23 protein-coding genes, 1 tRNA gene and 1 pseudogene are annotated in these 24,491 nt (G+C 70.6%); 12 read left to right on the top strand and 13 right to left on the bottom strand.

Annotated features, from left to right (window positions below; translation table 11 throughout):
- Window positions 1–57: 57 nt before the first annotated feature.
- Window positions 58–534: a GNAT family N-acetyltransferase gene (locus tag CES90_RS15740; RefSeq protein ID WP_189782846.1), complete on the top strand. Its 477-nt coding sequence runs from the start codon at window positions 58–60 to the stop codon at window positions 532–534.
- A 67-nt stretch (window positions 535–601) separates the two neighbouring features.
- Window positions 602–979 (top strand): hypothetical protein, encoded by a 378-nt coding sequence (locus CES90_RS15735; RefSeq protein ID WP_229913790.1) that lies wholly within the window; start codon window positions 602–604, stop codon window positions 977–979.
- 51 nt (window positions 980–1,030) lie between these two features.
- Here CES90_RS15735 and CES90_RS15730 read toward each other — a convergent pair.
- The 7 genes from CES90_RS15730 to galU form a co-directional block, all read right to left on the bottom strand.
- Window positions 1,031–1,104: transfer RNA gene (locus tag CES90_RS15730), tRNA-Ala, on the bottom strand.
- A 93-nt stretch (window positions 1,105–1,197) separates the two neighbouring features.
- The gene (sepX, locus tag CES90_RS15725) at window positions 1,198–2,451 is read right to left on the bottom strand and encodes a divisome protein SepX/GlpR (protein ID WP_189782848.1); all 1,254 of its coding nucleotides are present in this window, start codon (window positions 2,449–2,451) and stop codon (window positions 1,198–1,200) included.
- A gap of 223 nt (window positions 2,452–2,674) precedes the next feature.
- Window positions 2,675–3,313, bottom strand: a complete 639-nt coding sequence (locus CES90_RS15720; RefSeq protein WP_189782849.1) for a GNAT family N-acetyltransferase — start codon at window positions 3,311–3,313, stop codon at window positions 2,675–2,677.
- Between the two features lie 20 nt (window positions 3,314–3,333).
- Window positions 3,334–3,861 carry a MogA/MoaB family molybdenum cofactor biosynthesis protein gene (locus CES90_RS15715; RefSeq protein WP_189782850.1) on the bottom strand — a complete coding sequence of 176 codons (528 nt, stop codon included), beginning with the start codon at window positions 3,859–3,861 and terminating at the stop codon, window positions 3,334–3,336.
- Window positions 3,858–4,340: a cyclic pyranopterin monophosphate synthase MoaC gene (moaC, locus tag CES90_RS15710; protein WP_189782917.1), complete on the bottom strand. Its 483-nt coding sequence runs from the start codon at window positions 4,338–4,340 to the stop codon at window positions 3,858–3,860. The genes CES90_RS15715 and moaC overlap by 4 nt, the downstream gene beginning before the upstream one ends.
- 119 nt (window positions 4,341–4,459) lie before the next feature.
- A complete protein-coding gene (gene glp / locus CES90_RS15705) occupies window positions 4,460–5,782 on the bottom strand; it encodes a molybdotransferase-like divisome protein Glp (protein ID WP_189782851.1) in 1,323 nt (440 codons plus the stop codon).
- Window positions 5,783–5,787: 5 nt separating this feature from the next.
- The gene (gene galU, locus CES90_RS15700; RefSeq protein ID WP_189782852.1) at window positions 5,788–6,690 is read right to left on the bottom strand and encodes a UTP--glucose-1-phosphate uridylyltransferase GalU; all 903 of its coding nucleotides are present in this window, start codon (window positions 6,688–6,690) and stop codon (window positions 5,788–5,790) included.
- Between the two features lie 133 nt (window positions 6,691–6,823).
- On the opposite strand from galU, the gene CES90_RS15695 reads away from it, so the two are divergent.
- Window positions 6,824–7,402 (top strand): 5-formyltetrahydrofolate cyclo-ligase, encoded by a 579-nt coding sequence (locus CES90_RS15695; RefSeq protein ID WP_229913791.1) that lies wholly within the window; start codon window positions 6,824–6,826, stop codon window positions 7,400–7,402.
- Window positions 7,403–7,458: 56 nt separating this feature from the next.
- On the opposite strand, the gene CES90_RS15690 is transcribed toward CES90_RS15695, so the two are convergent.
- The gene (locus CES90_RS15690) at window positions 7,459–10,284 is read right to left on the bottom strand and encodes a penicillin acylase family protein (RefSeq protein ID WP_189782853.1); all 2,826 of its coding nucleotides are present in this window, start codon (window positions 10,282–10,284) and stop codon (window positions 7,459–7,461) included.
- A gap of 231 nt (window positions 10,285–10,515) precedes the next feature.
- Here CES90_RS15690 and CES90_RS15685 point away from each other — a divergent pair, with 231 nt between their 5' ends.
- The 6 genes from CES90_RS15685 to mscL all read left to right on the top strand — a co-directional run bounded on the left by CES90_RS15685 (window position 10,516) and on the right by mscL (window position 16,600).
- Window positions 10,516–12,072: a potassium/proton antiporter gene (locus tag CES90_RS15685; protein ID WP_189782919.1), complete on the top strand. Its 1,557-nt coding sequence runs from the start codon at window positions 10,516–10,518 to the stop codon at window positions 12,070–12,072.
- A gap of 396 nt (window positions 12,073–12,468) precedes the next feature.
- Window positions 12,469–13,749, top strand: a complete 1,281-nt coding sequence (locus tag CES90_RS15680; RefSeq protein WP_189782854.1) for an MFS transporter — start codon at window positions 12,469–12,471, stop codon at window positions 13,747–13,749.
- Between the two features lie 69 nt (window positions 13,750–13,818).
- Window positions 13,819–14,148, top strand: coding sequence for an FmdB family zinc ribbon protein (locus CES90_RS15675; RefSeq protein ID WP_189782855.1), 330 nt, complete (start codon window positions 13,819–13,821; stop codon window positions 14,146–14,148).
- Window positions 14,149–14,257: 109 nt separating this feature from the next.
- Window positions 14,258–15,154 (top strand): S-methyl-5'-thioadenosine phosphorylase, encoded by an 897-nt coding sequence (locus CES90_RS15670; RefSeq protein WP_229913792.1) that lies wholly within the window; start codon window positions 14,258–14,260, stop codon window positions 15,152–15,154.
- A 210-nt stretch (window positions 15,155–15,364) separates the two neighbouring features.
- Entirely contained in the window at window positions 15,365–15,985 is a 621-nt protein-coding gene (locus tag CES90_RS49555; RefSeq protein ID WP_229913793.1) for a hypothetical protein, read from the top strand.
- 138 nt (window positions 15,986–16,123) lie between these two features.
- Window positions 16,124–16,600: a large conductance mechanosensitive channel protein MscL gene (mscL, locus tag CES90_RS15660; RefSeq protein ID WP_189782857.1), complete on the top strand. Its 477-nt coding sequence runs from the start codon at window positions 16,124–16,126 to the stop codon at window positions 16,598–16,600.
- Window positions 16,601–16,625: 25 nt separating this feature from the next.
- Here the strand turns inward: mscL and CES90_RS15655 are convergent, their stop codons facing one another.
- The gene (locus CES90_RS15655) at window positions 16,626–16,808 is read right to left on the bottom strand and encodes a hypothetical protein (RefSeq protein ID WP_189782858.1); all 183 of its coding nucleotides are present in this window, start codon (window positions 16,806–16,808) and stop codon (window positions 16,626–16,628) included.
- Window positions 16,809–17,023: 215 nt separating this feature from the next.
- Between CES90_RS15655 and CES90_RS15650 the strand changes: the two genes are divergently transcribed.
- Window positions 17,024–18,067: a P1 family peptidase gene (locus tag CES90_RS15650; RefSeq protein ID WP_189782859.1), complete on the top strand. Its 1,044-nt coding sequence runs from the start codon at window positions 17,024–17,026 to the stop codon at window positions 18,065–18,067.
- An 81-nt stretch (window positions 18,068–18,148) separates the two neighbouring features.
- Here CES90_RS15650 and CES90_RS49550 read toward each other — a convergent pair.
- Window positions 18,149–18,298, bottom strand: a pseudogene (locus CES90_RS49550) (IS110 family transposase); the annotation flags it as partial.
- 174 nt (window positions 18,299–18,472) lie between these two features.
- Here CES90_RS49550 and CES90_RS15645 point away from each other — a divergent pair.
- Both CES90_RS15645 and CES90_RS15640 read left to right on the top strand, forming a co-directional pair.
- Window positions 18,473–19,690 carry a L,D-transpeptidase gene (locus tag CES90_RS15645; RefSeq protein WP_189782921.1) on the top strand — a complete coding sequence of 406 codons (1,218 nt, stop codon included), beginning with the start codon at window positions 18,473–18,475 and terminating at the stop codon, window positions 19,688–19,690.
- Between the two features lie 244 nt (window positions 19,691–19,934).
- The gene (locus CES90_RS15640) at window positions 19,935–20,693 is read left to right on the top strand and encodes a DUF6227 family protein (protein ID WP_189782860.1); all 759 of its coding nucleotides are present in this window, start codon (window positions 19,935–19,937) and stop codon (window positions 20,691–20,693) included.
- An 8-nt stretch (window positions 20,694–20,701) separates the two neighbouring features.
- Here CES90_RS15640 and CES90_RS15635 read toward each other — a convergent pair whose 3' ends face one another.
- The 3 genes from CES90_RS15635 to pfkB all read right to left on the bottom strand — a co-directional run bounded on the left by CES90_RS15635 (window position 20,702) and on the right by pfkB (window position 24,484).
- Complete coding sequence (locus CES90_RS15635; protein ID WP_189782861.1) at window positions 20,702–20,980, bottom strand: hypothetical protein; 279 nt, start codon at window positions 20,978–20,980, stop codon at window positions 20,702–20,704.
- Between the two features lie 237 nt (window positions 20,981–21,217).
- Window positions 21,218–23,338, bottom strand: coding sequence for a fructose-specific PTS transporter subunit EIIC (locus CES90_RS15630; RefSeq protein WP_189782862.1), 2,121 nt, complete (start codon window positions 23,336–23,338; stop codon window positions 21,218–21,220).
- A gap of 198 nt (window positions 23,339–23,536) precedes the next feature.
- Window positions 23,537–24,484 (bottom strand): 1-phosphofructokinase, encoded by a 948-nt coding sequence (gene pfkB, locus CES90_RS15625; RefSeq protein ID WP_189782922.1) that lies wholly within the window; start codon window positions 24,482–24,484, stop codon window positions 23,537–23,539.
- Window positions 24,485–24,491 lie beyond the last annotated feature (7 nt).

Raw genomic sequence — 24,491 nt, 5'->3', positions numbered from 1 at the left:
CCATGGGATCACAGCAGGATCACACCAGCGAATACGCATACGTGTACGATTCACCACATGCTCATCCGCCCCGTGCCGTACGACCACCCCGACGCCGTCAAGCTGGACACCGAGGTCCAGGTCGAGTACCAGGTCCGCTACGGCGACGGCGGCGACGCCACCTTCGTGGACCCCGCGCACTTCGCCCCGCCGGCCGGGCTGTACCTGATCGCGTACGACGAGCACGGCAGGCCGCTCGCCACGGGTGGCTGGCGCTCCCAGGAGGCGGGCGACGAGGGCTATCTGGACGGTGACGCCGAGCTCAAGCGCATGTACGTCATCCCCGAGGCCCGCGGCCTGGGCCTGGCCCGCCGCATCCTCGCCCGACTGGAGTCGGACGCCCGCACGGCCGGCCGTACCCGCATGGTCCTCGAAACCGGCTCCAAGCAACCCGAGGCCGTCGCCCTCTACACCTCCAGCGGCTACGAACCCTGCGCCAAGTTCGGCTACTACCGCTTCCACGAACTGAGCCTGTGCTTCGCGAAGCCGCTCTGACCCCGGGCACTCCTGGGGCACGTAAATCCCCGGGCACCCAAGGATGTTGCCCGCCTACGGTTCCGTCGTGCGAAAAAACCACCGCCTGCGCCGCCTCGTCGTCGGCGACACGACCTGGCACTGGACGGTCCGCCAACGCTCCCGCGTCGCCTACGACCACTGCCATCTGAAGCTGACCCTCTACCCGGAGGGCCCCCGACGCCGCCGTCTGGTCCTGCGCTTCTCCCCGGCCGAGAACCGCGCCGTCTCGAACTGCTACTTCGACGCCGGCGCCCTGGTCCGCCTCCCGGACCACACCTACCTCAACCTCTACAAGCCCAGCACGGTCCGCCGTCTCCTGGACGCCGCCGCCCCGTCCCTGGACCGCGCCCCCTCGGCCCACACGGTCGAGCTGGACGGCTGGCCGTACTTCGACGCGATCACCGAACCGGCGGCAAGCGCCTGACAACACGTCAGAGCCCCCAGTGGTGATCACCACTGGGGGCTCTGAGCTGCGTGGACCTGAGGGGATTTGAACCCCTGGCCCCCTCGATGCGAACGAGGTGCGCTACCGGACTGCGCCACAGGCCCTTGCAACGAGTGAAACTCTAGCATCCCCGTCCGGGTGCTTGGAAATCCGTTCCCGAGCGGTCACGGACCGGCTCCCCGGCTGGTCAGAGGAGGTCACTCGTTGGCCGCCCGGGGGCGGTCGCCGTCCTCGTACTGGTCGAAGAGCGGGGTGCGGCCGCGTTCGCGGGAGCGGCGGGCGGACTTGGCGCGGCGGGCGTCGGAGCGGCCGCCGTCGGGGGCGTCGGCAGCCGGAGGCTCATCGGCAGCGGCTTCCGGCTCGGGCTCCGGATCACGCGCCGGCACGTTCGACGAGGCGTGCGGGTCGGCGGCGCTGGAGCGCGCGGAGCTCCACGCGTCCGGTGCGCCGAGGTCGACGCCGGACGTGGCCCGGGGCGCCACCGGCGCGGTGACGTACGTCGGGAGCGGCACGGGGACCGGGTCCCAGCTGTCGCCCTGAGCGGGCCGCCGCTGGCGCTCGCGCTGCTGGTCGACCCACTCGGCGTGGTCGGTCTGCTCGACGAGGGCGCGCCGGTCGGCCGCGAGCGCGGTCAGGTCGGGCCTGGTCTCCTCGTCGTTCTCTGGGTTCCCTGGGTTCCCTGGGTTCCCTGGCCCGTCCTCCGGCTCGTCGGCGTCCGCCGCGTCGGGCACCGGCCGCCGCCGGGGCTGCCGCTCCCGCAGTCGCTGCGCCGCCGCCTCGGCCTGCCGCCGGTCCATCGTGTACGCGAACCGCTTCCGCTCCTGGCGGCGCAGATGCGCGATGTACGCGCTCAGCAGCACCGCCGGTACGGCCGGCGCCCACAGGAAGGCGAGTCCGCCGACCGCCGCGACGACCGCTCCGAGCGTGAAGGCGACGAAGAGCATCACGGTCGTACGCCGCCGGCGCGCGAGCACCTTCGAGCGCCGGGCCCGCGCCACGGCCTCCGGCGAGGTGTCCCTGCGCGCGGCCCTCGCCTGCTTGACCGAGGGCTTGGCACGGGAGGAGGCGCCGGGCGCCGCCTGCTGCTGCGGTTTCCCCGCCTGCTGCTGCGGTTTTTGTTGCGACTGCTGCGGTGACTCACCCCGCTCCACCGGCAGTTGGGCCTTCGTGTGCTCCCGCTGCGGGGGCATGGCGAAGGCCCGGACGTCCACCGAGTCGGTGACGTCGCCCGGGTCGGCGTGGAACTCCCCCTCTTCGGCGGAGCGCGCCCGCAGGTCCTTGGCGTATCGGCGCTCCATGCCCGCCCGTCCGGAAAGCAGCCGGATGGCGGTGCTGAAGCGTTCCGTCGGACGGGCTTCGTTCAGCTCGTCCTGCCTACGGAGCCACATCGGCACCAAGTAGGCGGCCCAGGCCCCGACGATGACTGCGTAGATGAGGCCGCTGCTGCTCACGCCTCACACGGTAGAGGGGTTTGCGTGAGGCCATCTGCCAATTGAGCCGGTGTGTCGCACGATCTGGCTGATATTTCGAGCTTTTTTTGTGAACGATGCGATCAGCAGACCGCTGCGGGAGGGAAATTAACGCACCGAGAACGCTTCGACTCGGTCATCCCGATCGCCGGTCGATCCATGGTGGACCCATGGGCGATCTCTTTTTTTCGAACACTCATTTCATTTATTGAGGCTGTCCGGGCTTGCCCGCGTCGGAGCCGGCGTTTCGCGTCCGTTGCTGCTGGTCCCGCCGCCAGCGGCCGAGCAGACCCTCCGGGACCTCTTCGGCGGTGAGCGCGAAGACGAGATGGTCCCGCCAGGCGCCGTCGATGTGAAGATATCGTGGACGCAGGCCTTCCTCGCGGAATCCGAGTTTCTCCACGACCCGCCGACTGGGCCGGTTCTCGGGGCGAATACAGACCTCGATGCGGTGCAGCCCCACGGTCCGGAAGCAGTGGTCGACGACGAGTGCCACCGCCGTCGGCATCACGCCCCGACCGGCGACCGATTCGTCGACCCAGTAGCCGACGTGCCCGGAGCACATCGATCCCCAGGTGATCCCGGCGACCGTCAACTGCCCGACGAGCCGCCCCTGGTACTCGATCACGAAGGGCAGCATCCGGCCCGCGTTCGCCTCCGCCCGCAGATGGCGGACCATCTGACGGTACGTCGGCCGGTGTGCGATGGGCCCGCTGGGGGTGGGCGGCGGAATGGTCGCCTCCCAGGGGCGCAGCCAGTCCCGGTTGCGCCGGTTGACCTCGCGCCAGGCCCGTTGGTCGCGCATCCTTATGGGCCGGAGGACGACATCTCCGTCCGCCAGCACGACTGGCCAGGATGGGCTGTTCAGCTCGCACCCCCGTGGCTGGGTCTGGGGTGGTCGCCACCGCGGAGCTGGTCGACGGCGTGGGTCAGCAGCGGTTCCAGTACGGCCAGGCCGTCCCGTACGCCGCCGGTGGAGCCCGGCAGGTTGACGATCAGGGTCCGGCCCGCGACTCCGGCGAGGCCCCGGGAGAGCGCCGCCGTGGGCACCTTGTCCCGGCCGTACGCCCGGATCGCCTCGGGGATGCCGGGCACCTCGTGGTCGAGGACCGCGCGGGTGGCCTCGGGGGTGCGGTCGGTGGGCGAGATGCCCGTACCGCCGGTGGTCACGATCACGTCGTACCCGGTGTCGACGCCCGCCCGCAGCGCGGCCTCCACGGGGTCGCCGTCCGGGACGACCTGAGGGCCGTCGACGGCGAAGCCGAACCCCGCGAGCGCCTCGGCGATCAGGGGGCCGCCCTTGTCCTCGTAGACCCCGGCGGCGGCCCGGTTGGATGCGGTCACGACGAGGGCGCGGTACGACACGACGGGGGCGGGGCCGACGCTTGTCATGACCGGCTCCAGTCGCCCGACTTACCGCCCGTCTTCTCCTCCACACGCACGTCCGTGATGACCGCCCCCTTGTCGACCGCCTTGACCATGTCGATCACGGTGAGCGCGGCGACGGAGACCGCGGTGAGGGCCTCCATCTCGACGCCCGTACGGTCCGTGGTCTTCACCGTGGCCCGGATCTCCACGGCGTCGTCCGCGACCGACAGATCCACTTTGACACCGGCCACTGACAACGGGTGACAGAGCGGGATGAGGTCGGGAGTGCGTTTGGCGCCCATGATGCCGGCGATGCGCGCGGTGGCGAGGGCATCGCCCTTGGGCATGCCCTCGCCACGCAGCAGTTCGACCACCTGCGGCGAGACCAGGACCCGGCCGCTGGCGCGGGCGGTGCGCGCGGTCACGTCCTTCCCGGAGACGTCGACCATGCGGGCTGCCCCCGCCTCGTCGATGTGGGTCAGTCGGTCCTGCGGCGTGGTCATGGTGGTGTGGCGCTCCCGGTCGGGGCCCGTCGCGGTGCGGCGCGCGGCCTGTTCGTGCGCGACACGGTACGCCACCCCCGGCGGTTCGGCAGAGGTGGGCGGCCCGCTCCCCGGACCGGTCAGCCGAGCAGGACGACCTCGACCTCCGTGCCGGGCTCGACCGACTCGACGTCCTCGGGGATCACGATCAGCGCGTCCGCGTGCGCGAGGGCCGCGATCAGGTGCGATCCGGCACCCCCTACGGGGGTGACCTCGCCGTCGGCGTACGTCCCGCGCAGGAACTGTCGGCGCCCCGCGGGTGAGGTCAGCGCCTTGGACACCTGGAGGGTCGCCGTGGTCGTGGGCCGGTGCACGTCCTCCAGGCCCATCAGGGTGCGGATGGCGGGCCGGACGAACAGTTCGAAGGAGACGTACGACGACACCGGGTTGCCCGGGAGGGCGAGCAGCGGGGTGTGGTCGGGGCCGATGGTGCCGAAGCCCTGGGGCTTGCCGGGCTGCATGGCGAGCTTGCGGAACTCGATGCCGGCGCCCTCCTCGTCCTCGTCGCCGACGGACTCCAGGGCCTCCTTGACGACGTCGTACGCCCCCACGCTGACCCCGCCGGTGGTGACCATCAGGTCGGCGCGGACGAGTTGGTCCTCGATGGTGGAGCGCAGGGTCTCGGCGTCGTCGGCGACGGCGCCCACGCGGTAGGCGATCGCGCCCGCGTCCCGGGCGGCGGCCGTGAGGGCGAAGCTGTTGGAGTCGTAGATCTGGCCGGTGCCGAGCGGCTCGCCCGGCGGGATCAGCTCGCTGCCGGTGGAGAGCACCACCACGCGCGGGCGCGGGCGCACGCGTACGGTGGCGCGGCCGATGGCGGCGAGCAGGGCGAGCTGCGGCGGGCCGAGGACGGTGCCGGCCGCGAGGGCGCGCTCGCCGGCCTTCACGTCGCTGCCCTTCGCGCGTACGTGCGCGCGTGCCTCGGCGGGGCGGTGCACGGCGACCTGGCCGGTGGCGTCCTCGGGGCTCGCGCTGCGGGCGCGCATCCCGGAGACGGGTCCCTCGCCGAGGCCGCCGTCGGTCCACTCCACGGGGACGACCGTCTCGGCGCCGGGCGGCAGCGGGGCGCCGGTCATGATGCGGGCGGCCTCTCCGGGGCCCACCTGGGGCTGCTCGGCCGCGCCCGCCGCCACGTCCCCGATCACCGTCAGGACAGCCGGGTACTCCTCGCTCGCGCCCGCGACGTCCGCGACCCGTACCGCGTACCCGTCCATCGAGCTGTTGTCGAACGGCGGCAGCGACAGCGGCACCGTGACGTCCTCGACCAGGACACAGCCCTGGGCGTCGAGGAGTTGCAGCTCGATGGGTTCCAGGGGGCGGACGGTGGCGAGGATGTCCTCCAGGTGCTCGGTCACCGACCAGAACTGGTCCCGGCCGGTGGTGCGGGTCGCGGCGCTGCTCAAAGTGGCTACATCTCCTCGGCTACGTAACTGCGAAGCCAGGTCCGGAAGTCCGGGCCCAGGTCTTCACGTTCGCACGCGAGCCTGACAATGGCACGCAGATAGTCGCCGCGGTCGCCGGTGTCATAGCGTCGGCCCTTGAAGACGACGCCGTGCACGGGTCCGCCGACCTTCTCGTCGGCGGCGAGCTGCTGGAGGGCGTCGGTGAGCTGGATCTCGCCGCCGCGGCCCGGCTCGGTCTTGCGCAGGACCTCGAAGATCTGCGGGGCGAGGACGTAGCGGCCGATGATCGCGTAGTTCGACGGGGCGTCGGCCGGGTCCGGCTTCTCGACCATGCCCGTCACCTTGACGACGTCGCCGTCCTCGGTGGCCTCCACGGCCGCACAGCCGTAGAGGTGGATCTGCTCGGGTGCGACCTCCATGAGCGCGATGACGCTGCCGCCGTGCTGCTCCTGGACCTCGACCATGCGCTTGAGGAGGGGGTCGCGCGGGTCGATCAGGTCGTCGCCGAGGAGGACCGCGAAGGGCTCGTTGCCCACGTGCGGGGCGGCGCACAGGACGGCGTGACCGAGGCCCTTGGGGTCGCCCTGGCGGACGTAGTGGATGGTCGCGAGGTCGCTGGACTCCTGGACCTTGGACAGCCGGCCGGCGTCGCCCTTCTTCTGCAGGGCCGACTCCAGCTCGTAGTTCCGGTCGAAGTGGTCCTCGAGGGGGCGCTTGTTGCGGCCGGTGATCATCAGGACGTCGTCGAGCCCCGCCGATGCGGCCTCTTCGACCACGTACTGGATCGCCGGCTTGTCCACGACCGGCAACATCTCCTTGGGAGTGGCCTTGGTCGCCGGCAGGAAGCGGGTTCCGAGACCCGCGGCGGGGATGACAGCCTTGCTGATCCTGGGGTTCACCTCAGTCATGGCGGCAACCATATCCGGTGCCTTTGAGGGGAATCTGTGGCTCCAATTAATTCGCTCTCATATGAGCCGATTACGAACTGTACTGGAGCAACCTGTGAGCAGGATGAGGCGCGAACCGGAGTCTGCCAAGCGAATGTTGCGGCGAGAGTTCCTCCTGGTGAGGAAAGGGTTGACACAGGATGACGTCCGGAAAACGACGGAGGCCCTTGCCGCCCGGGCCCTGGATCTGCCCGAGCTGGCGCACGCGCGCTCGGTCGCCGCGTACGTCGCCGTGGGGAGCGAACCGGGCACCCTCGCGCTCCTCGACGCGCTCCGCGCACGCGGGGTGCGCGTCCTGCTCCCGGTCCTGCTGCCCGACAACGATCTGGACTGGGGCGTATACGACGGCGAGGGCTCCCTCGCGCGCGTGCAACACGGCGGCGGCCGCATGACCCTGCTGGAGCCCGTGGGCGAGCGCCTCGGCCCCGACGCCGTGACCGGCGCCGACGTCGTGCTGCTGCCGGGCCTCGCCGTCGACGCGCGCGGCATGCGCCTCGGCCGCGGCGGCGGCTCCTACGACCGCGTCCTCGCCCGCCTGGAGCGCGCGGGCGCCGATCCGGCCCTGGTGGTGCTCCTGTACGACTCGGAGGTCGTCGAGCGGGTCCCGGAGGAGGAACACGACCGGCCGGTGCACGCGGTGGTGACCCCTTCGGGGGTGCGCCGCTTCGTCTGACCACGAGAACGGCCTCCACGCGTGCGCGTGGAGGCCGTTTTGTCGCTAGCCGGGGATCACGGTTTGAGCAGCAGCGTGTCGCTGGCGTTGTCGCCGACCGCCTTGTCCGAGAAGTACCAGGTCAGCAGCTCGCCCTTGGCCCACTTGTCGGTCTGGTCGGTGTAGTGGGGGCTGTAGGCGTGTCCGGAGGCGCCGGTGAGGTTGATCCACTTGGACTTGTCGAGGTCCCCGAGGTTCACCACCATGCGCATCGAGGGCACCCAGACGACCCCGTAGCCGCCGGCCGCGTTCCAGCCGGTCGCGTTGGCCGTGGCCTCGCCGCCGCCGAGCTTCCAGGGGCCGCGGTTGAGCATGTACTGCAGGAAACCGGGGCCTTCGGTGCCGAGGGTCTGGTTCTTCAGGAACAGGCGGTGCAGCCGGCCCCAGCTCCAGGTGTCGATGTCCTTGCCGAGCTTGGCGGTCAGCTCCCAACGGGCGTCCCGCATGGCGCGCTTGAACAGCTCGTCACGGGAGTCCACGGCCTTCTGGGTGCGCGTCTTCTCGGTCGACCACCAGGCGTTGTCCTGGTCGTCGATGATCCGGCGGACCACCTCGAACCAGCGGTCACCACCGTCCGGCTGCGCCTGGTCGGCCTCGCGCTGGCCACACTCGCGCACCTTCTGGTCCTCGTCCGCCGGTCCGGTGGTGTCGACCGGCTCGACCGACAGGCACTGGCCCTCGACCCGAAGCTCCTTGGGCAGCTTGTTGCCGAAGGCGAGCTTGAGGATGTTGCGCCAGACCGAGTTGAAGTACGCGGCGGCCGCCGAGTCGGCGTCCTGGGTGTAGTCCCAGCCCTCCAGGAGCTTCTGCGCCTCGCGGACGTGCTTGTCGTCGACGTCGATCTTGAGCAGCAGCGGCACGAGCAGCTTGGCGATCTCGCTGCTGTTGTCCATCTGCATCTGCCGCATGTCCTCGGTGGAGATCTTCCCGCCGCCCTTGATCTTCGACTCGATGAGGCTGGTGATGCGCTGCGCGCGCGTGCCGTAGCCCCAGTCGGTGGTGAGCGTGTACGGGTAGTCCTTGCCGACGACGGCCTGGTTGGCGGTGACGATGTAGCCGCGGGACGGGTTGTACTCGTAGGGCAGCTCGTCCTGCTTGAGGTAGTCGTCCCTCTTGTTGTCCTTGGTGCCTTCGGGCCCCCAGCTGTACTTGGGGTCCCAGCCCGGCGCCGGGACGGAGCCGTCATGGCCCTCCGCGCGCGCGGGGATCTTGCCGGGCAGCGTGTAGCCGATGTTGCCCTTGGTGTCGGCGTAGACCAGGTTCTGCGAGGGGACGTCGAACAGGGCGGCGGCCTTGCGGAAGTCCTTCCAGTTCGCGGCCCTGTTCACCGCGAAGACGGCGTCCATGGTGGTGCCGGCGTCGAGCGCGGTCCAGCGCAGGGCGATGCCGTAGCCGTCGCCGCGGTCGGGGGCGTTCTGGTCGACGCCGGCCTTCTTGCCGACCTGGACGAGCTCGTCGTCGCGGTCGGACAGCAGGGGGCCGTTGTTGGTGGTGCGGACGACGATCTTCTTGGACGTGCCGCCGGCGACCTCGATGGTCTCCTCGCGGGTGTCGAAGGGCTTGACCTTGCCGTCGTACTCGTAGCCGTCGCCGGTGAGCTTCTCCAGGTAGAGGTCGGTGACGTCGACACCGGAGTTGGTCATGCCCCAGGCGATGTCCGCGTTGTGGCCGATCACCACGCCGGGCATGCCCGAGAAGGTGTAGCCGGCCACGTCGTACCGGCACTTCTCGGAGACCGACTTGCAGTGCAGGCCCATCTGGTACCAGACCGACGGCAGCTGGGCCGACAGGTGCGGGTCGTTGGCGAGCAGCGGCTTGCCGGTGATGGTGTGGTCGCCGGAGACGACCCAGGAATTGGAGCCGATGCCGTTGCCGTTCACACCGACGGCCTCGGGCAGGTCCTCAAGGGCGTCGTAGAGGCCCGTCAGCTGGGTCTGGAGCGCCCCGGAGTCCGTGGAGGCACCAGCAGCTGTGCCCGTGCCCGTTCCCGTGCCGCCGGTGCCCTGCGTGGAGCCGTCGGTGCTCTGCGACGACTGGGACTGGGACGAGTGCGAGTCGTCGGACCAGACCTTGTTGATCTCGTCGTACGCACCCTCCTGCACGATCACCTTGTTGCGGGCGTACGGGTACTGCGGGTACAGGTCGGCGATCTGCTGCGGGCCGAGGCGGCTGGTCATCAGGGCACGGTCGATCTCGTCCTGCATATTGCCGCGCAGGTCCCAGGCCATCGCCTTCAGCCAGGCGACCGAGTCGACCGGGGTCCACTCCTCGGGCCTGTAGTCGTTCTCGAAGCCGAGGGCCGCGTACTCCAGGGAGATCTCCTCGCCGCTCTTGCCGGCGAGGTAGGCGTTGACACCCTTGGCGTACGCGTCGAGGTACTTCTTCGTCTCGGCGGACAGGACGCTCTTGTACTCCTCCTCGGCGATCCGGTGCCAGCCGAGGGTGCGCAGGAACTCGTCGATGTCGACCTGGTCCTCGCCGAACATCTCCGAGAGGCGGCCGGCCGTCATGTGGCGGCGCACGTCCATCTCGTAGAACCGGTCCTGCGCCTGGACATAGCCCTGCGCCATGAAGAGGTCCTCGTCGGAGGAGGCGTAGATCTGCGGGATCCCGTGGCTGTCGCGCTTGACGTCCACCGGACCGGCGAGGCCGTCCAGGGTTATCGAGCCCTTGGTCTGCGGGAAGGAGGCACGGACCGTGCTGACGGACCAGAACGCCCCGTATCCGACGCCTCCGATGATGGCCAGGACCAGGACGATCAGGAGAAGACGGGCTTTGCGCCCCTTCTTCCTGCCGGACTTGCCGGACTGCTGGCCGGAGGAGGCGGTGGTGTTGGGGGGCATCGCTGTCCTTGCTGTCCTAACACGAGCGGCAGGTCGGGCTGTGCTTTGTACTGAACGCTGGAGCAACCATAGGCGCAGGGCCCGACACGACTTGACGCGGAGTCGGGAACTGGCGCGGCCGGACGTTCGATCATGCACCGGAAAGCGTCAAGAAATCGTCAAGAGTTAGGTAAGGTAACGAAGTACTTGCCGTGCTCTGTCCGAGAAACGTCGGAGAGTACGGGTACTGCCCTGATCGGCGAGAAAGGTGCGGCCCCCCTGACTGTCCACGACCTCAACCAGCTCCTGCTCGTCTGCTCGCTCGTCCTGCTCATCGCGGTCGCCGCGGTCCGGATCTCGTCGCGCAGCGGGCTCCCCAGCCTGCTCGTCTACCTGGGCATCGGCGTCGCCATGGGCCAGGACGGCATCGGCGACATCCACTTCAACAACGCCGAGCTGACCCAGGTCATCGGCTACGCGGCCCTCGTCGTGATCCTGGCGGAGGGCGGCCTAGGCACGAAGTGGAAGGAAGTCAAGCCGGCACTGTCGGCTGCCGCCTCGCTGGCACTGGTCGGCGTCGCGGTGAGCGTCGGCGTCACGGCGGCGGGCGCGCACTACCTGATCGGGCTGGAGTGGCGTCAGGCACTCATCATCGGCGCGGTGGTGTCCTCCACGGACGCGGCGGCCGTCTTCTCGGTGCTGCGCAGAATCCCCCTCCCCGCGCGCTTGATGGGCACTTTGGAGGCCGAGTCCGGCTTCAACGACGCCCCGGTGGTCATCCTCGTCGTCGCGCTCTCCGCGTCCGGTCCTGTCGAACACTGGTACGTCCTGATCGGCGTCATAGCCCTGGAGCTGGCCATAGGCGCGGCCATCGGCCTCGCCTCGGGCTGGCTCGGCGCGTACGGCCTGCGGCACGTGGCACTGCCCGCCTCCGGCCTCTACCCGATCGCCGTCATGGCCATCGCCGTCACCGCGTACGCGGCCGGCGCGCTCGCCCACGGCAGCGGCTTCCTCGCCGTCTACCTGGCCTCCGTGGTCCTCGGCAACTCCAAGCTGCCGCACTGGCCAGCCACCCGCGGCTTCGCCGAAGGGGTCGGCTGGATCGCCCAGATCGGCATGTTCGTCCTGCTCGGCCTGCTCGTCACCCCGCACGAGATGGGCGACGACATCTGGCCCGCGCTCGTCATCGGCCTGGTGCTCACCATGGTTGCCCGACCGCTGAGCGTCGTCGTCGCGCTGACGCCGTTCCGCATCCCCTGGCGGGAACAGACACTGCTGTCCTGGGCCGGACTGCGCGGCGCGGTGCCCATCATCCTGGCGACGATCCCCATGGTGAGCGAGATCGAGGGCAGCCGCCGGATCTTCAACATCGTCTTCGTCCTGGTCGTGGTCTACACGCTCGTCCAGGGGCCGACCCTGCCCTGGCTGGCCCGCACACTGCGCCTCGGTGGCGCCGGCGACGAGGCCGCCGACCTCGGCATCGAGTCGGCGCCCCTGGAGCGGCTGCGCGGCCATCTGCTGTCCGTCGCCATCCCGGAGAAGTCCCGTATGCACGGCGTCGAGGTCAACGAACTGCGGCTGCCCGCGGGCGCCGCCGTCACCCTCGTCGTCCGCGACGGCAAGTCCTTCGTGCCGCTCCCGACGACGGTGCTGCGGCGCGGCGACGAACTCCTCGTCGTCGCCACGGACCCCGTCCGCGACAGCGCGGAACGCCGCCTCAGGGCCGTCGGCCAGGGCGGCAAGCTGGCCGGGTGGCTGGGGGCGGGGAACAACGGGAACGGGCGAGGTCATCAACGGGGAGGTCGTTGACGCGAAGGTCGTTGACGCGAAGGTCGTTGACGCGAAGGTCGTTGACGGGAAGGTCGTTGACGCGAAGGTCGTTGACGCGAAGGTCGTTGACGGGAAGGTCGTTGATGCGAAGGTCGTTAAGGGAGTGTTTCATAGTGTTCACACCCTCTGGAATCACAGGCATGGCCGCCCATGGTGCTTATTTTCACAGGTCACCCGACTGCTGGCCCTGTACGATGAAGGCGCAACTTGATCGGACCAACTCTGTCTGAAGCAGAGCTGGCGCGACCGTATGGCGGTCGGGACGCCCCTCGCAGCGGGCGCCGGCATCTACCGCAGTAGCGCAAGAGGACAGCTCTCGGCGCCCGATCCCCAGGCACCGGGGACCGCGCTACCAGGCGGCGGAAAGGCACGGCCGTGGCATCCACGGTCACCTCGAACACCTCGAAGACGTCCCGCCCGGGCTACAGGCAACTGCTGCGCACCCGTGGCGCCTGGACGTTCCTCCTCCCCGGCTTCGCGGCCCGCCAGCCGTTCGCGATGCTGACGCTCTCCATCGTGCTGCTGGTGCAGCACACCACCGGCTCGTACGGGGCGGCCGGCGCCGTCGCCGCCGTCACCGGTGTCTCCATGGCGCTGTTCGCCCCCTACAGCGGCCGTCTGGCCGACCGCTATGGTCAGCGCGCCGTCCTGATCCCGGGCGTCTTCGTGCACGGGGTGGCGGGCCTGTCCCTGACGGCGCTGGCGCTCGCGGGCGCCCCCCTGTGGGCGCTGTTCGCCGCCGCCGTGCCGACGGGCGCTTCAGTGCCGCAGGTCGGGCCCATGGTGCGGGCCCGCTGGGGCGTCAAGCTCCAGGACTCGCCCCTGATGACTACCGCCGCGGCCTTCGAGTCCGTCACCGACGAGCTGACCTTCGTACTCGGCCCGCTGCTCGCGACCGCGCTGTGCACCGCCGTGCACCCCGCCGCCGGACTGCTCACGGAGGCCGCGCTCACCCTGATCGGCGGCCTGCTGTTCGCGGCCCGGCGAAGCACCCAGCCCAAGGTCGTCTCGACGGCCCACGCGCGCGTGGAGCACGCCTCCGCCCTGTCCGTCCCCGGGGTGCGCGTCCTGATCGTCACCTTCCTGGGCATCGGCTCCGTCTTCGGCGGCATGCAGGTCTCGCTCGCCGCCTTCTCCCAGTCGATCGGCGAACCCGGCCTGAACGGCGTCCTGTACGGCGTCTTCGCCGCCGGCAACATGCTCTCCGGCCTCGTCTGCGGCGCGATCGCCTGGAAGGTGGCTCCGCAGCGGCGCCTGATCGTCGGATACGCGGCCCTCGCACTGGTGGCCTCCGCCCTGTGGACCGCCGACTCCGCGCTCGTCCTCGCCGCACTCGGCCTCGCGGTCGGCATGTGCATCGCCCCCGCCCTGATCACCGGCTACACCCTGGTCGAAGGTCTGGTCCCGGCGGGCGCCCGCACCGAGGCCTTCACCTGGCTCACCGGCGCGGTCGCACTCGGCCAGGCGGCCGCCGTCACGGCCGCCGGACAGCTGGAGGACCGGCTGTGGGACGGCGCCGGATTCCTGGTCCCGATGGCCGGTACGGCACTGGCGCTGGCGACCCTCGTTGCCCTGCGCTCGCGCCTCGCGACGCGGCCCCGGAGCCGTACGGTCGCACGTGTCATCGGTCACCGAGTGCCGCTGACAGTGGACTGATCCCCGGGGAATAGGTCACTATGGACCGTCGTTAGCACTCATCGAGTGAGAGTGCCAGGAGGAAGACCAGTGCCGACGTACCAGTACCAGTGCACCGAATGCGGTGAGGGCCTCGAAGCGGTGCAGAAGTTCACCGACGACGCCCTGACCGAGTGCCCCAGCTGCAATGGCCGCCTCAAGAAGGTGTTCTCCGCGGTCGGCATCGTCTTCAAGGGCTCCGGCTTCTACCGGAACGACAGCCGCGGCTCGTCGTCCAGCAGCAGCCCGGCGTCGAAGTCGTCTTCGTCCTCGTCGGACTCGAAGACCTCCTCGTCGTCGACCTCGACTTCGTCCTCGTCGTCCGACTCGAAGTCGTCGTCCTCCGGCTCCTCCTCCACCAGCAGCAGCTCCGCCGCGTAGGTCGTCTTTCGTCTTTCGTCCGGGCCCTGTCGTCGTCGCACGCCGGCAGGGTCTTCGGCATTTCCGGGGCCGGGCCGGGGTGGGGGCGTGACCCGGCTAGGGTGCGGGCATGGCGAACACGGAGCACGTGAAGAACGTGAAAAGCGTGGAAGACGTGGCGGAATCGGCACCGGCAGGCGCGGCCGAGATCGGTGTCATCGGCGGTTCGGGGTTCTACTCCTTCCTCGACGACGTGACCGAGATACAGGTGGACACCCCCTACGGATCGCCCAGCGACTCCCTCTTCCTCGGCGAGATCGCCGGCCGCCGGGTCGCCTTCCTGCCCCGCCACGGCCGTGGCCACCACCTGCCACCGCACCGCATCAACTACCGGGCCAACCTGTGGGCCCTGCGCTCCGTCGGGGCGCGCCAGGTCCTCGGCCCCTGCGCGGTGGGCGGTCTGCGACCGGAGTACGGCCCGGGCACGCTGCTCGTGCCGGACCAGTTGGTGGACCGTACGAAATCCCGGGACCAGACGTACTTCGACGGCCTCCCGCGGCACGACGGCACGATCCCCAACGTCGTCCACGTCTCGCTCGCCGACCCTTACTGCCCGGTCGGCCGCAAGGCCGCCCTCGAAGCCGCGCGCGGCCGTGACTGGGAACCGGTGGACGGCGGCACCCTGGTCGTGGTCGAGGGCCCCCGCTTCTCGACCCGCGCCGAGTCCCTGTGGCACCAGGCCCAGGGCTGGTCCGTCGTCGGCATGACCGGCCATCCCGAGGCGATCCTCGCCCGCGAACTCGAGCTCTGCTACACCTCCCTGACCCTCGTCACCGACCTCGACGCCGGCGCGGAGACCGGCGAGGGCGTCTCCCACGAGGAAGTCCTCGAAGTCTTCGCCGCCAACATCGACCGCCTGCGCGGAGTCCTCTTCGACACGGTCGCCGCACTACCGCCCAGCGAGACCCGGGACTGCCTGTGCACGAAGGCCCTGGGCGGCATGAACCCGGGGTTCGCCCTGCCGTGACGGGGTGACGCCTTCAGCCCGTCCGGCGTTTGAGGACGAGCTCGGAGGGCGTTTCACGGGAGGGATGGGTGAGGGCGGCGGGGGCGGAACTCCTCGTTCGAGTGCCGGAGTTTTCCACAACCTGTCGGCGGTCCACAGCCCCCAGCAGGCTCCGCCGCGATGCCTCATCGTGGGACCGCAAGCCGATCCCGCACAGCAGGTGGTGACCCCATGTCCCGTCCCTCGTCCGTCCCCTCGTCCATCCCCTCGTCCATCCCCTCCCCCGCGCCCGTATCCGCCCGCCCTTCACACCCCACACGCACCCCTTCCTGGGCCGCCGGCCCACCCGGCACCGACGCCCCACCCACCTGCGAAGTCCCCCACTTCGCCCCACTCCGCGTACGCGGCGGCGCACACCGACTGCGACGTCTGGCCCGCTGCCGAAGGCGAGCCATGGCGGCAGGCCTGGCAGTGACGGCAGCCGCCCTGCTGGCGACGGGAGCGGGACCGGGGGAAGCCGAACGGGTCCGGGGCCACCCCGTGGCCGACCCCGTACCCAAGCAAAGCGCCAACGTGGCGAAGGTGGCCGCCCCGGTACGGATCGCCGACGGCGCGACGGTACGACTACTGCGCCCCGGCAACCGGGTCGACGTGATCGCGGCCGAGGAGTCCGCGACGGGCACGGGCGTCGGCGCCGCCCGCGTGGTCGCCCGCGGCGCCCGCGTGACCAAGGTGCCGACCGCCGGCGCCACCGAGAGCGGCGCCCTGGTCGTCCTGTCGGTGCCCCGCCCCACGGCGGCACGGCTGGCGGGCGCGGGCGCCACGTCCCGACTGGCGGTGACGCTGTGGTGAGCCCGCTGTCAACGCCCTCGTTGGAGGGACCCAAGTGCACACGTCGGTCAACCCCTGCCGTAGGTTGCGGAGTCGTTTGTTCCACAACGAGCTGTCGCACAACCAGCCGTTCCACAACCAGCGCAGAGAGGCCTCGTGGTGAGCGAGAAGAAGGAGCCGAGCATCTGGGAGGGCTTCAAGGCCTTCCTGATGCGGGGGAACGTCGTCGACCTGGCGGTCGCCGTGGTCATCGGCGCGGCCTTCACCAACATCGTCAACTCGGTCGTGAAGGGGGTCATCAGCCCGTTGGTCGGGGCGTTCGGCACCCAGAACCTCGACCAGTACAGCTTGTGTCTGAAGGACCCGTGCAAGGTGGCGGCGGACGGTACGGTCAACGACGGCGTCGCGATCCTGTGGGGCTCGGTGCTGAACGCGACCCTCACCTTTCTCATCACCGCAGCCGTCGTCTACTTCCTGATGGTCCTTCCCATGGCCAAGTACCTGGCCCGCCAGGAGGCCCGCCGCAAGGCGAAGGAGGACACCCACGAGGTCATCGAGGTGACCGAGCTGGAGGTGCTCAAGGAGATCCGCGACGCCATGGTGGCCCAGCGCGGCTCGGGACACGACCGCGGGTAGTCGGGGCGCTGACCGCCCTCGGCCGTCAGAGGTGGTGGGGCGGCTTCTCGTCGAGGAAGCGCCTGAGGTCGGCCGCGCTGTCGCCGCCGTCGCCGGGCCGCTCGCCCCACCCGTGGTCCGTGTCGTCCGACGACGGTCGGCTCAGCGGGTCGTCGAAGACCAGCGCGGCCTTGGGGTCACGCGGTTCGGAGGCGGGAGCGGTACTCATGCCCCCAGGGTACGGCCCCGCCGATGGTGAGCACCCGGCTCGCTACAAGATGGCGGCGGGCATCGTGTCAGCCGTGACGGTGGCGGCCGGTGTCACGCCTGACCGCCCGCCGGGGCGGAAGAGGGGAGGCGACGGCGGAGACGGCGACCGTGGCTGCGGCTCTTTGCCGCCTCGACACCCTTGCCTGGCGGATGACACGAACGAGACTGATCACCATGACAGTTGATGCTCTGACGGATGTTCTGGGCCTGCGGGTCGGTCACGCCACCCGGGCAGAAGACGGTTGGCTCACCGGTACCACGGTCGTACTGGCTCCGGAGGGCGGCGCGACCGCGGCCGTCGACGTACGCGGGGGCGGGCCCGGCACGAAGGAGACGGACGCGCTGGACCCGCGGAACCTGGTGCAGAAGGTCGAGGCGGTGGTGCTGACCGGGGGCAGCGCGTACGGGCTGGACTCCGCGTCGGGAGTGATGGCCTGGCTGGAGGAGCACGGACGCGGCGTACGGGTCGGCCCCGACCCGGCGCATGTCGTGCCGGTGGTGCCCGCCGCCTGTGTCTTCGACCTGGGCCGCGGTGGCGACTTCCGGGCCAGACCGGACGCGGCCACCGGCCGGGCGGCGGTGGAGGCGGCCGCCGCGACCGGGCCCGGTGCCCCGGTCGCGGAGGGGTGCGTGGGCGCCGGGACGGGGGCGACGGTCGGGCTGCTCAAGGGCGGCATCGGCACCGCGAGCACCGTGCTCGGCTCGGGGATCACGGTGGCCGCACTGGTGGTGGCCAACGCGGCGGGATCGGCGATGGATCCGGGGACGGGGGTGCTGTACGGGGAACTGTTCGAGGGACGTGTGACGTATCCGGCGCCCGATATCCACGAGGTCGCGCTCCGGCGCCTCGCCGAAGCCGCCGCGAAAAGCCCGCCTCCTCCGCTGAACACCACTCTGGCCGTCGTCGCCACCGATGCCGACCTGACCCGAGCCCAGGCCCAGAAGCTCGCCGGCACCGCCCACGACGGCATCGCCCGTGCCGTACGCCCCGTCCACCTGCTCAACGACGGCGACACGGTCTTCACCCTGGCGACGGGCACACACACCCTGCCACCCGGGTCCGGCCCCCTCGCCCTGAACGAACTGCTCGCAGCGGGCGCGGACTTGGTGACCCGGGCGATCGTACGGGCGGTACGGGCGGCGGAGTCGGTGGACGGGCCGGGTGGGATGTGGCCGTCCTATGGGGAGTTGTACGGCGAGTTCCAGGGAGGGGCGTGACACAGCGCGCGTGAGGCGTGCCTTGGGTGGGGAGAGCCGTTTCGGCGGCGTGGGCGGCGGGGGGGTGCCCCTATGTCTTGGTCAAGGGAAAACGGGGGTGGGTGGGTCGGCGAGCCGGGCCAAGAGGACGTCGGCCCGGCGTCTGGCGAGGCAGAGCAGGGCTTGGGTGTGGTGTTTGCCCTGGGCGATCTTCTTGTCGTAGTAGGCCCGTGATGCCGGAGGCCCCATTGCGGAGCCGCGAAAAAGGTAACGGGGAGGGGGAGGGGCCCCACCGGTAGGCGATTGTCCCGGTTCTGTCACGTGATGCTGTGGATCGCGGTCGGTGGGAACCTCACCCGACCGGAGGACGCTCTTCGTCCACGTACTGGAGGGGATCGCGTGGACGCGTGGGAGTTGGAGCAGATCGTGACGAGGCCGAAGAGTGCTGTGCGGCGTGTGGTGGGGGCCTGTGCCGTGCTGGTGGTCGGGGCGTTGACGCTCACCGGGTGTGGTGGGGACGCCAAGGCCGACAACAAGAGCGGTGGCAAGGAGACGTCGGCCAAGGACTCGGCGGCGACGATCACGATCTCGGCCAAGGACGGTTCGACGGGGGCGTCGATCAACGCGACCGGTGTGAAGGTCAGCGACGGCAAGCTGACCGAGGTGACGATGACAGCGACGGAGAGCGGCACGGACGTACCGGGTGAGATCGCGGCGGACGGGCTGTCCTGGAAGCCGAAGGAGCAGTTGGAGCGCGGGACGAAGTACCGGATCTCGGCGACCGCGAAGAACGCCGAGGGAAAGACGTCGGCGGCCAACTCCATCTTCACCACCGTCTCCTCGGCCAACAGCTTCATCGGGACATACACGCCCGACAACGGCACCACGGTCGGGGTGGGGATGCCGGTGTCGTTCACGTTCGACAAGGCGATCACCGACCAGAAGGCCGTGCAGTCCCACATCACCGTGACGTCGAGCAGTGGGCAGGAGGTGGTCGGGCACTGGTTCGGGTCGCAGCGGCTCGACTTCCGGCCTGAGGAGTACTGGAAGGCCGGGTCCAAGGTCACGATGAAGATCGACCTGGACGGTGTCGAGGGCGCGAACGGCGTCTACGGGGTGCAGGACAAGACGGTCACCTTCACCGTCGGGCGTTCTCAGGTCTCCACGGTCGACGTCAACACGCAGACCATGACGGTCGTACGGGACGGCAAGACGATCAAGACGGTGCCGATCTCGGCCGGTAGTGCGGACAACCCGACCTACAACGGGCAGATGGTGATCTCGGAGAAGTTCACGCAGACGCGGATGAACGGATCCACGGTCGGCTTCGGCGGGGAGTACGACATCCCGGACGTGCCGCACGCGATGCGGCTGACGACGTCGGGCACGTTCGTCCACGGCAACTACTGGTACAGCAGGTCCAACCCGCCCTTCGGCCGGCAGGGCACCAGCCACGGCTGCGTCGGGCTCGCGGACGTCCAGGGGGCGAACGGGGACACGGTCGGCAAGTGGTTCTTCGACAACTCGCTGATCGGGGACGTGGTGGTCGTCAAGAACTCCCCCGACGACACGGTCGCCCCGGACAACGGTCTCAACGGCTGGAACATGTCCTGGAGCGCCTGGACGGCGGGCAGCGCAGGCTGAGCCGAAGCGTCGGCGCCATCCGGCCATAGTTCGGGGCCGTCCGGACCCGGTCCGGCACCGTCCGATCGAGGACGGGACCCCATCTGACCAAGTACTTCCGGGAGTTCGTCGGGCCGCGCGGGAACCAGCCGCGCGGCTCCGTCGTTTTATGGACGTACGTTTTCTCGGTTCCCGGACATGATGTCCGACCGAGGGGCTACGGTATGCACCCACAAGGTGACATGCAGCAACGCCGGGAGAAACCTTGAGCGTTCCGTACGAGACGGCAGCGTACGAGCCACCCGAGTCGCCGGAGTCTCCGGAGGAGCACCTCGCGCGACTTCTCGGTCGTGCCCTGAACTCCTTCGAGCTGCCCGACGAGACGATACGGCGGCTGGACTGCGCCCTCGCGCACGACAGCTCGCTGCACTCCGCGCACTACAGTTCGGGGCTGCACCGGGCGACGTACCGGCACACCTGGCTGCTCGCCGACGGATCCGCTGTCACGCTGTGGGAGCTCGTGCACAACACCGTGCCGGGCAGCGAGACCCAGCACGAGGTGTACACGGACGACGAGGAGCTGCGGGCCGCCACCGCGCGCCTGCCACTGCCCCCGGACGCCCCCGACTTCGAGCTGCCCGCCATGGTGGAGCTGACGGCGTTCCCCGAGCCGCGCCACGAGTACATACCCGACGACTCGGCGGACCACGCCCGACGACTGCTGCGGCGCGCGGAGAACCCGGATCCTCCCGGGGACGAGCTCGCCACCCTGCTGCTGCGGACCGCGTTCGCGCACGAGATCACCCAGGCCTTCGGCCGCCCGAAGCGGCCCCGTCGGCGCGGTCGGCCGGGGCTGAGTTTCTCGCTCTACGAGCACGCGTTCCTGCTCACCGACGGGCAGGAGATCTCCCTGTGGGAGGTCGAGCACACGGCCACGCCGGACGGACGCCATATGTGCGAGGTGTACGCGACGGAGGACGCGGCCCGGGACGCGATGGAGCGACGGGCGGGGAGCCTCGGGTAAGGCAGGGCTCAGGCGGGGCGGTCGTCGGTGAACTGGCGGGCCAGGAACGCGAAGGCGTCCTGTTCCGCCGGGGTCAGCTCGACATGTTCGACGTGCGGGCCCTTCCTGCGCTGGTGGGGCAGGGCCCGCAGGCGGTGACCACGGCGCCGGGCCACCTCGGCGAAGCGGACACGGTGCACCTCACGGTCCCGGCGCAGCACACGGACCAGCACGGCGACCCAGATGACCGCCGCGAGGGCGAGGGCGGCCACGCCCACCAACTGGAGGATCGACACGTGCTCAGGCATGCCCACCAGTAGACACCACCGGACGGGACTTTGAGCTCGGACCGTGACGTATCTCGCAGGTACGGCGTACAGCTCACAGGGGTTGTAAAGGCGTCCAAAGGGGCGCGCGGGGTGTCCGAACCGCGCACGAACGCGTGCGGCCGCAGCCCCGGGGAGGGGGCTGCGGCCGGCGTACGGTCACGGATTCCGGTTCCGCGACCGGGATTTGCCACAGTTGTCGATCAGGGCAGACGGCACTCAGGCCGCGACCGGCTCCTTCGTCTTGGTCTTCGCGGCGGCCGGAGCGGACTCGGCCGCGACGCCCGGCTGGGTCTTGCGCATGCCCTTCAGGACGATGACCAGGCTGGCCGTGATCGCCGTACCGACCGCGATGGCCAGCAGGTACAGGAGCGGCTTGCCGATCAGCGGGGTGACCCAGATGCCGCCGTGCGGGGCGCGCAGGGTCGAACCGAAGGCCATGGTCAGCGCGCCGGTGACCGCGCCGCCCGCCATGGAGGCGGGGATGACCCGCAGCGGGTCGGCGGCGGCGAACGGGATCGCGCCCTCGGAGATGAAGGAGGCGCCGAGCACCCAGGCCGCCTTGCCGTTCTCGCGCTCGGCGGTGGTGAATAGCTTCTTGCGGATGGTGGTGGCGAGGGCCATGCCGAGCGGCGGGACCATACCGGCGGCCATCACGGCGGCCATGACCTTCATCGCGGCGGGGCTCGGGTCCTGCGCGGTGATACCGGCGGTGGCGAAGGCGTACGCGACCTTGTTGACCGGGCCGCCCAGGTCGAAGCACATCATCAGGCCGAGCAGGATGCCGAGCAGGACGGCGTTGGAGCCGGAGAGGCCGCCCAGCCAGTCGGTCATGCCCTTCTGGGCCTCGGCGATGGGCTTGCCGATCACCACCAGCATCAGGAAGCCGACGACCATCGACGAGACCAGCGGGATCACCACCACCGGCATGACGCCGCGCAGCACCGGCGGGATCTTGATCCGCTGGATGGCGAGGACCACCGCACCGGCCAGCAGACCGGCGACCAGACCGCCGAGGAAGCCGGCGGCGATGTTGGAGGCGATCATGCCGCCGACGAAGCCGGGAACGAGACCGGGGCGGTCCGCCATGCCGTATGCGATGTAGCCGGCGAGGACGGGGATCAGGAAGCCGAAGGCGACGACGCCGATCTGGAACAGCAGGGCGGCCCAGCTGTCGACCTGGAGCCAGACGAAGTGTTCGGTGACCGGCTTGGCCTCGTTGATCTGGTAGCCGCCGATCGCGAAGCCCAGCGCGATCAGCAGACCGCCCGCCGCGACGAACGGGACCATGTAACTGACGCCGGACATCAGCCACTTGCGGAGCTTGGTGCCGTAGCCCTCGCCGGGCTCGCCGGCCCGCTCGACGGGTGTGCCGCCGGGCTTGGCGGCGGCGGTGACCTCTCCGCGCGCGGCCTTCTCCCGCACCTCGGTGATCAGCTGGGCGGGGCGGTTGATGCCCGCCTTCACGCCGACGTCGACCGTGGGCTTTCCGGCGAACCGGTCCTTCTCCCGTACGGGTACGTCGTGGGCGAAGATCACGCCGTCGGCGGCGGCGATGACCGCCGGGTCGAGCCGGGTGAAGCCGGCCGAGCCCTGCGTCTCGACGACGATCTCGACGTCACCGGCGTCCCGGCCGGCGTTCTCCAGCGACTCGGCGGCCATGTAGGTGTGCGCGATGCCGGTGGGGCAGGAGGTGACGGCGACGATACGGAACGGGCGACCTCCGTCGGCCGTGGGCTCGTCCGTGGGCTCGGCCGTGGGCTCGGCCGTGGGCTCGGCCGTGGGCTCGGCCGTGGTGGTGCTGACCGCGGCGGAGTCGGGGGAGGCCGTTCCGCCCGACGCCGCCGCGGAGTCTGTGGTGCCCGTGTTGTCCGTGGTGTCCGCCGAGGCTTCCGTCTCCTCGTCGCCCCGGATGAGCGCGGCGGCGCGGGCCGCGTCGCCGACCGAGCGCAGCGCGTCCGTGAACTCGGCGGTCATCAGCTGACGGGCGAGGGAGGACAGGATCGTGAGGTGGGCGTCGTCCGCGCCCGCCGGGGCGGCGATCAGGAAGATCAGGTCGGCGGGTCCGTCGGCCGCGCCGAAGTCGATGCCGGCCGCGCTGCGGCCGAAGGCCAGGGTCGGCTCGGTGACGTGCTCGCTGCGGCAGTGCGGGATACCGATGCCGCCGTCGAGGCCGGTCGGCATCTGCGCCTCACGGGCGGCCACGTCGGCGAGGAAGCCGTCCAGGTCGGTGACCCGGCCCTTCGCGACCATGCGCTCGGCGAGGGCACGTGCCGCCGCTTCCTTGGTGTCGGCGGACAGGTCGAGGTCGACCAGGTCCGCGGTGATCATCTCGCTCATCGCGGGCTCCTTCGCACGCGTATCGCCCGGGGAATGTGGTGGGCGGGGTGGGGACGGGGGTGTGGGGGGCGCGGGCCGCGAGGGCCGACAGGGGGCGGCGGGTGGTGGTGGTCGAGGTGGGTAACGCAGAACGAGGGTTCGCTCGCGGAGCACCCACGCCGCCTGGCTCAGAACGAAGGTTCGTTGCCGCTCCCGCGCTCATGTCACCGGCTCCTTCAGCATCCGGTCCACGGGTACCTCCGCCGTGACGGTCACCGCCGCCGGGTCGAGGTCGGCCGGTGTCGGCATGACGCTGCCCGGCAGTTGTACGGCCGCGGCGCCGTGGGCGACGGCGGAGGCGAGGGCTTCCGGGCCGTCGCCGCCCGCGATCAGGAAACCGGCGAGGGAGGAGTCGCCGGCGCCCACGTTGCTGCGTACGGCGTCGACGCGGGCGCTGCCGAACCAGGCGCCCGAGGCGTTCACCAGCAGTTGCCCGTCGGCGCCGAGGCTGGCGAGTACCGCGTCGGCGCCCATCTCGCGGAGCTCCTCCGCGGCCTTGACGGCGTCGCCGACGGTGGCGAGCGGGCGGCCCACGGCCTCGGCGAGTTCCTCGGCGTTGGGCTTGACGACGTCCGGGCGCTCGCGCAGCGCGGCCAGCAGGGCCGGGCCCGAGGTGTCCAGCGCGATCCGGGCGCCCGCAGCGTGGGCGCGGGCGACGAGTTCGGCGTACCAGGACGGGGCGAGACCAGGCGGGAGGCTGCCGCAGCAGGCGATCCAGGAGGCGTCGACGGACTGGGCGCGGACGGTCTCCAGGAGGAGTTCCTCCTCGGCGGCCGACAGTTCCGGGCCCGGTGCGTTGATCTTCGTCAGGACGCCGTCCGACTCGGCGAGGGCGATGTTGGAACGGGTCGCCCCGGCCACCGGCACCCGTGCGACCTCGATGCCCTGGGCGTCGAGCAGGTCCGCGACCAGCGCGCCCGGTGCACCGCCCAGCGGCAGTACGGCCACGGTGCGCTGCCCGGCGGCGGCGACCGCCCGGGAGACGTTGACGCCCTTGCCGCCCGGGTCCATGCGCTCGCCGGTGGCCCGGATGACCTCGCCGCGGTCGAGGGAGGGGACCTCGTAGGTGCGGTCGAGGGAGGGGTTCGGGGTGACGGTGAGGATCATGTGCACT

The organism is Streptomyces capitiformicae, assembly GCF_002214185.1.
Taxonomy (GTDB): domain Bacteria; phylum Actinomycetota; class Actinomycetes; order Streptomycetales; family Streptomycetaceae; genus Streptomyces; species Streptomyces capitiformicae.
This window is presented reverse-complemented; position numbering and strand designations above follow the sequence as displayed.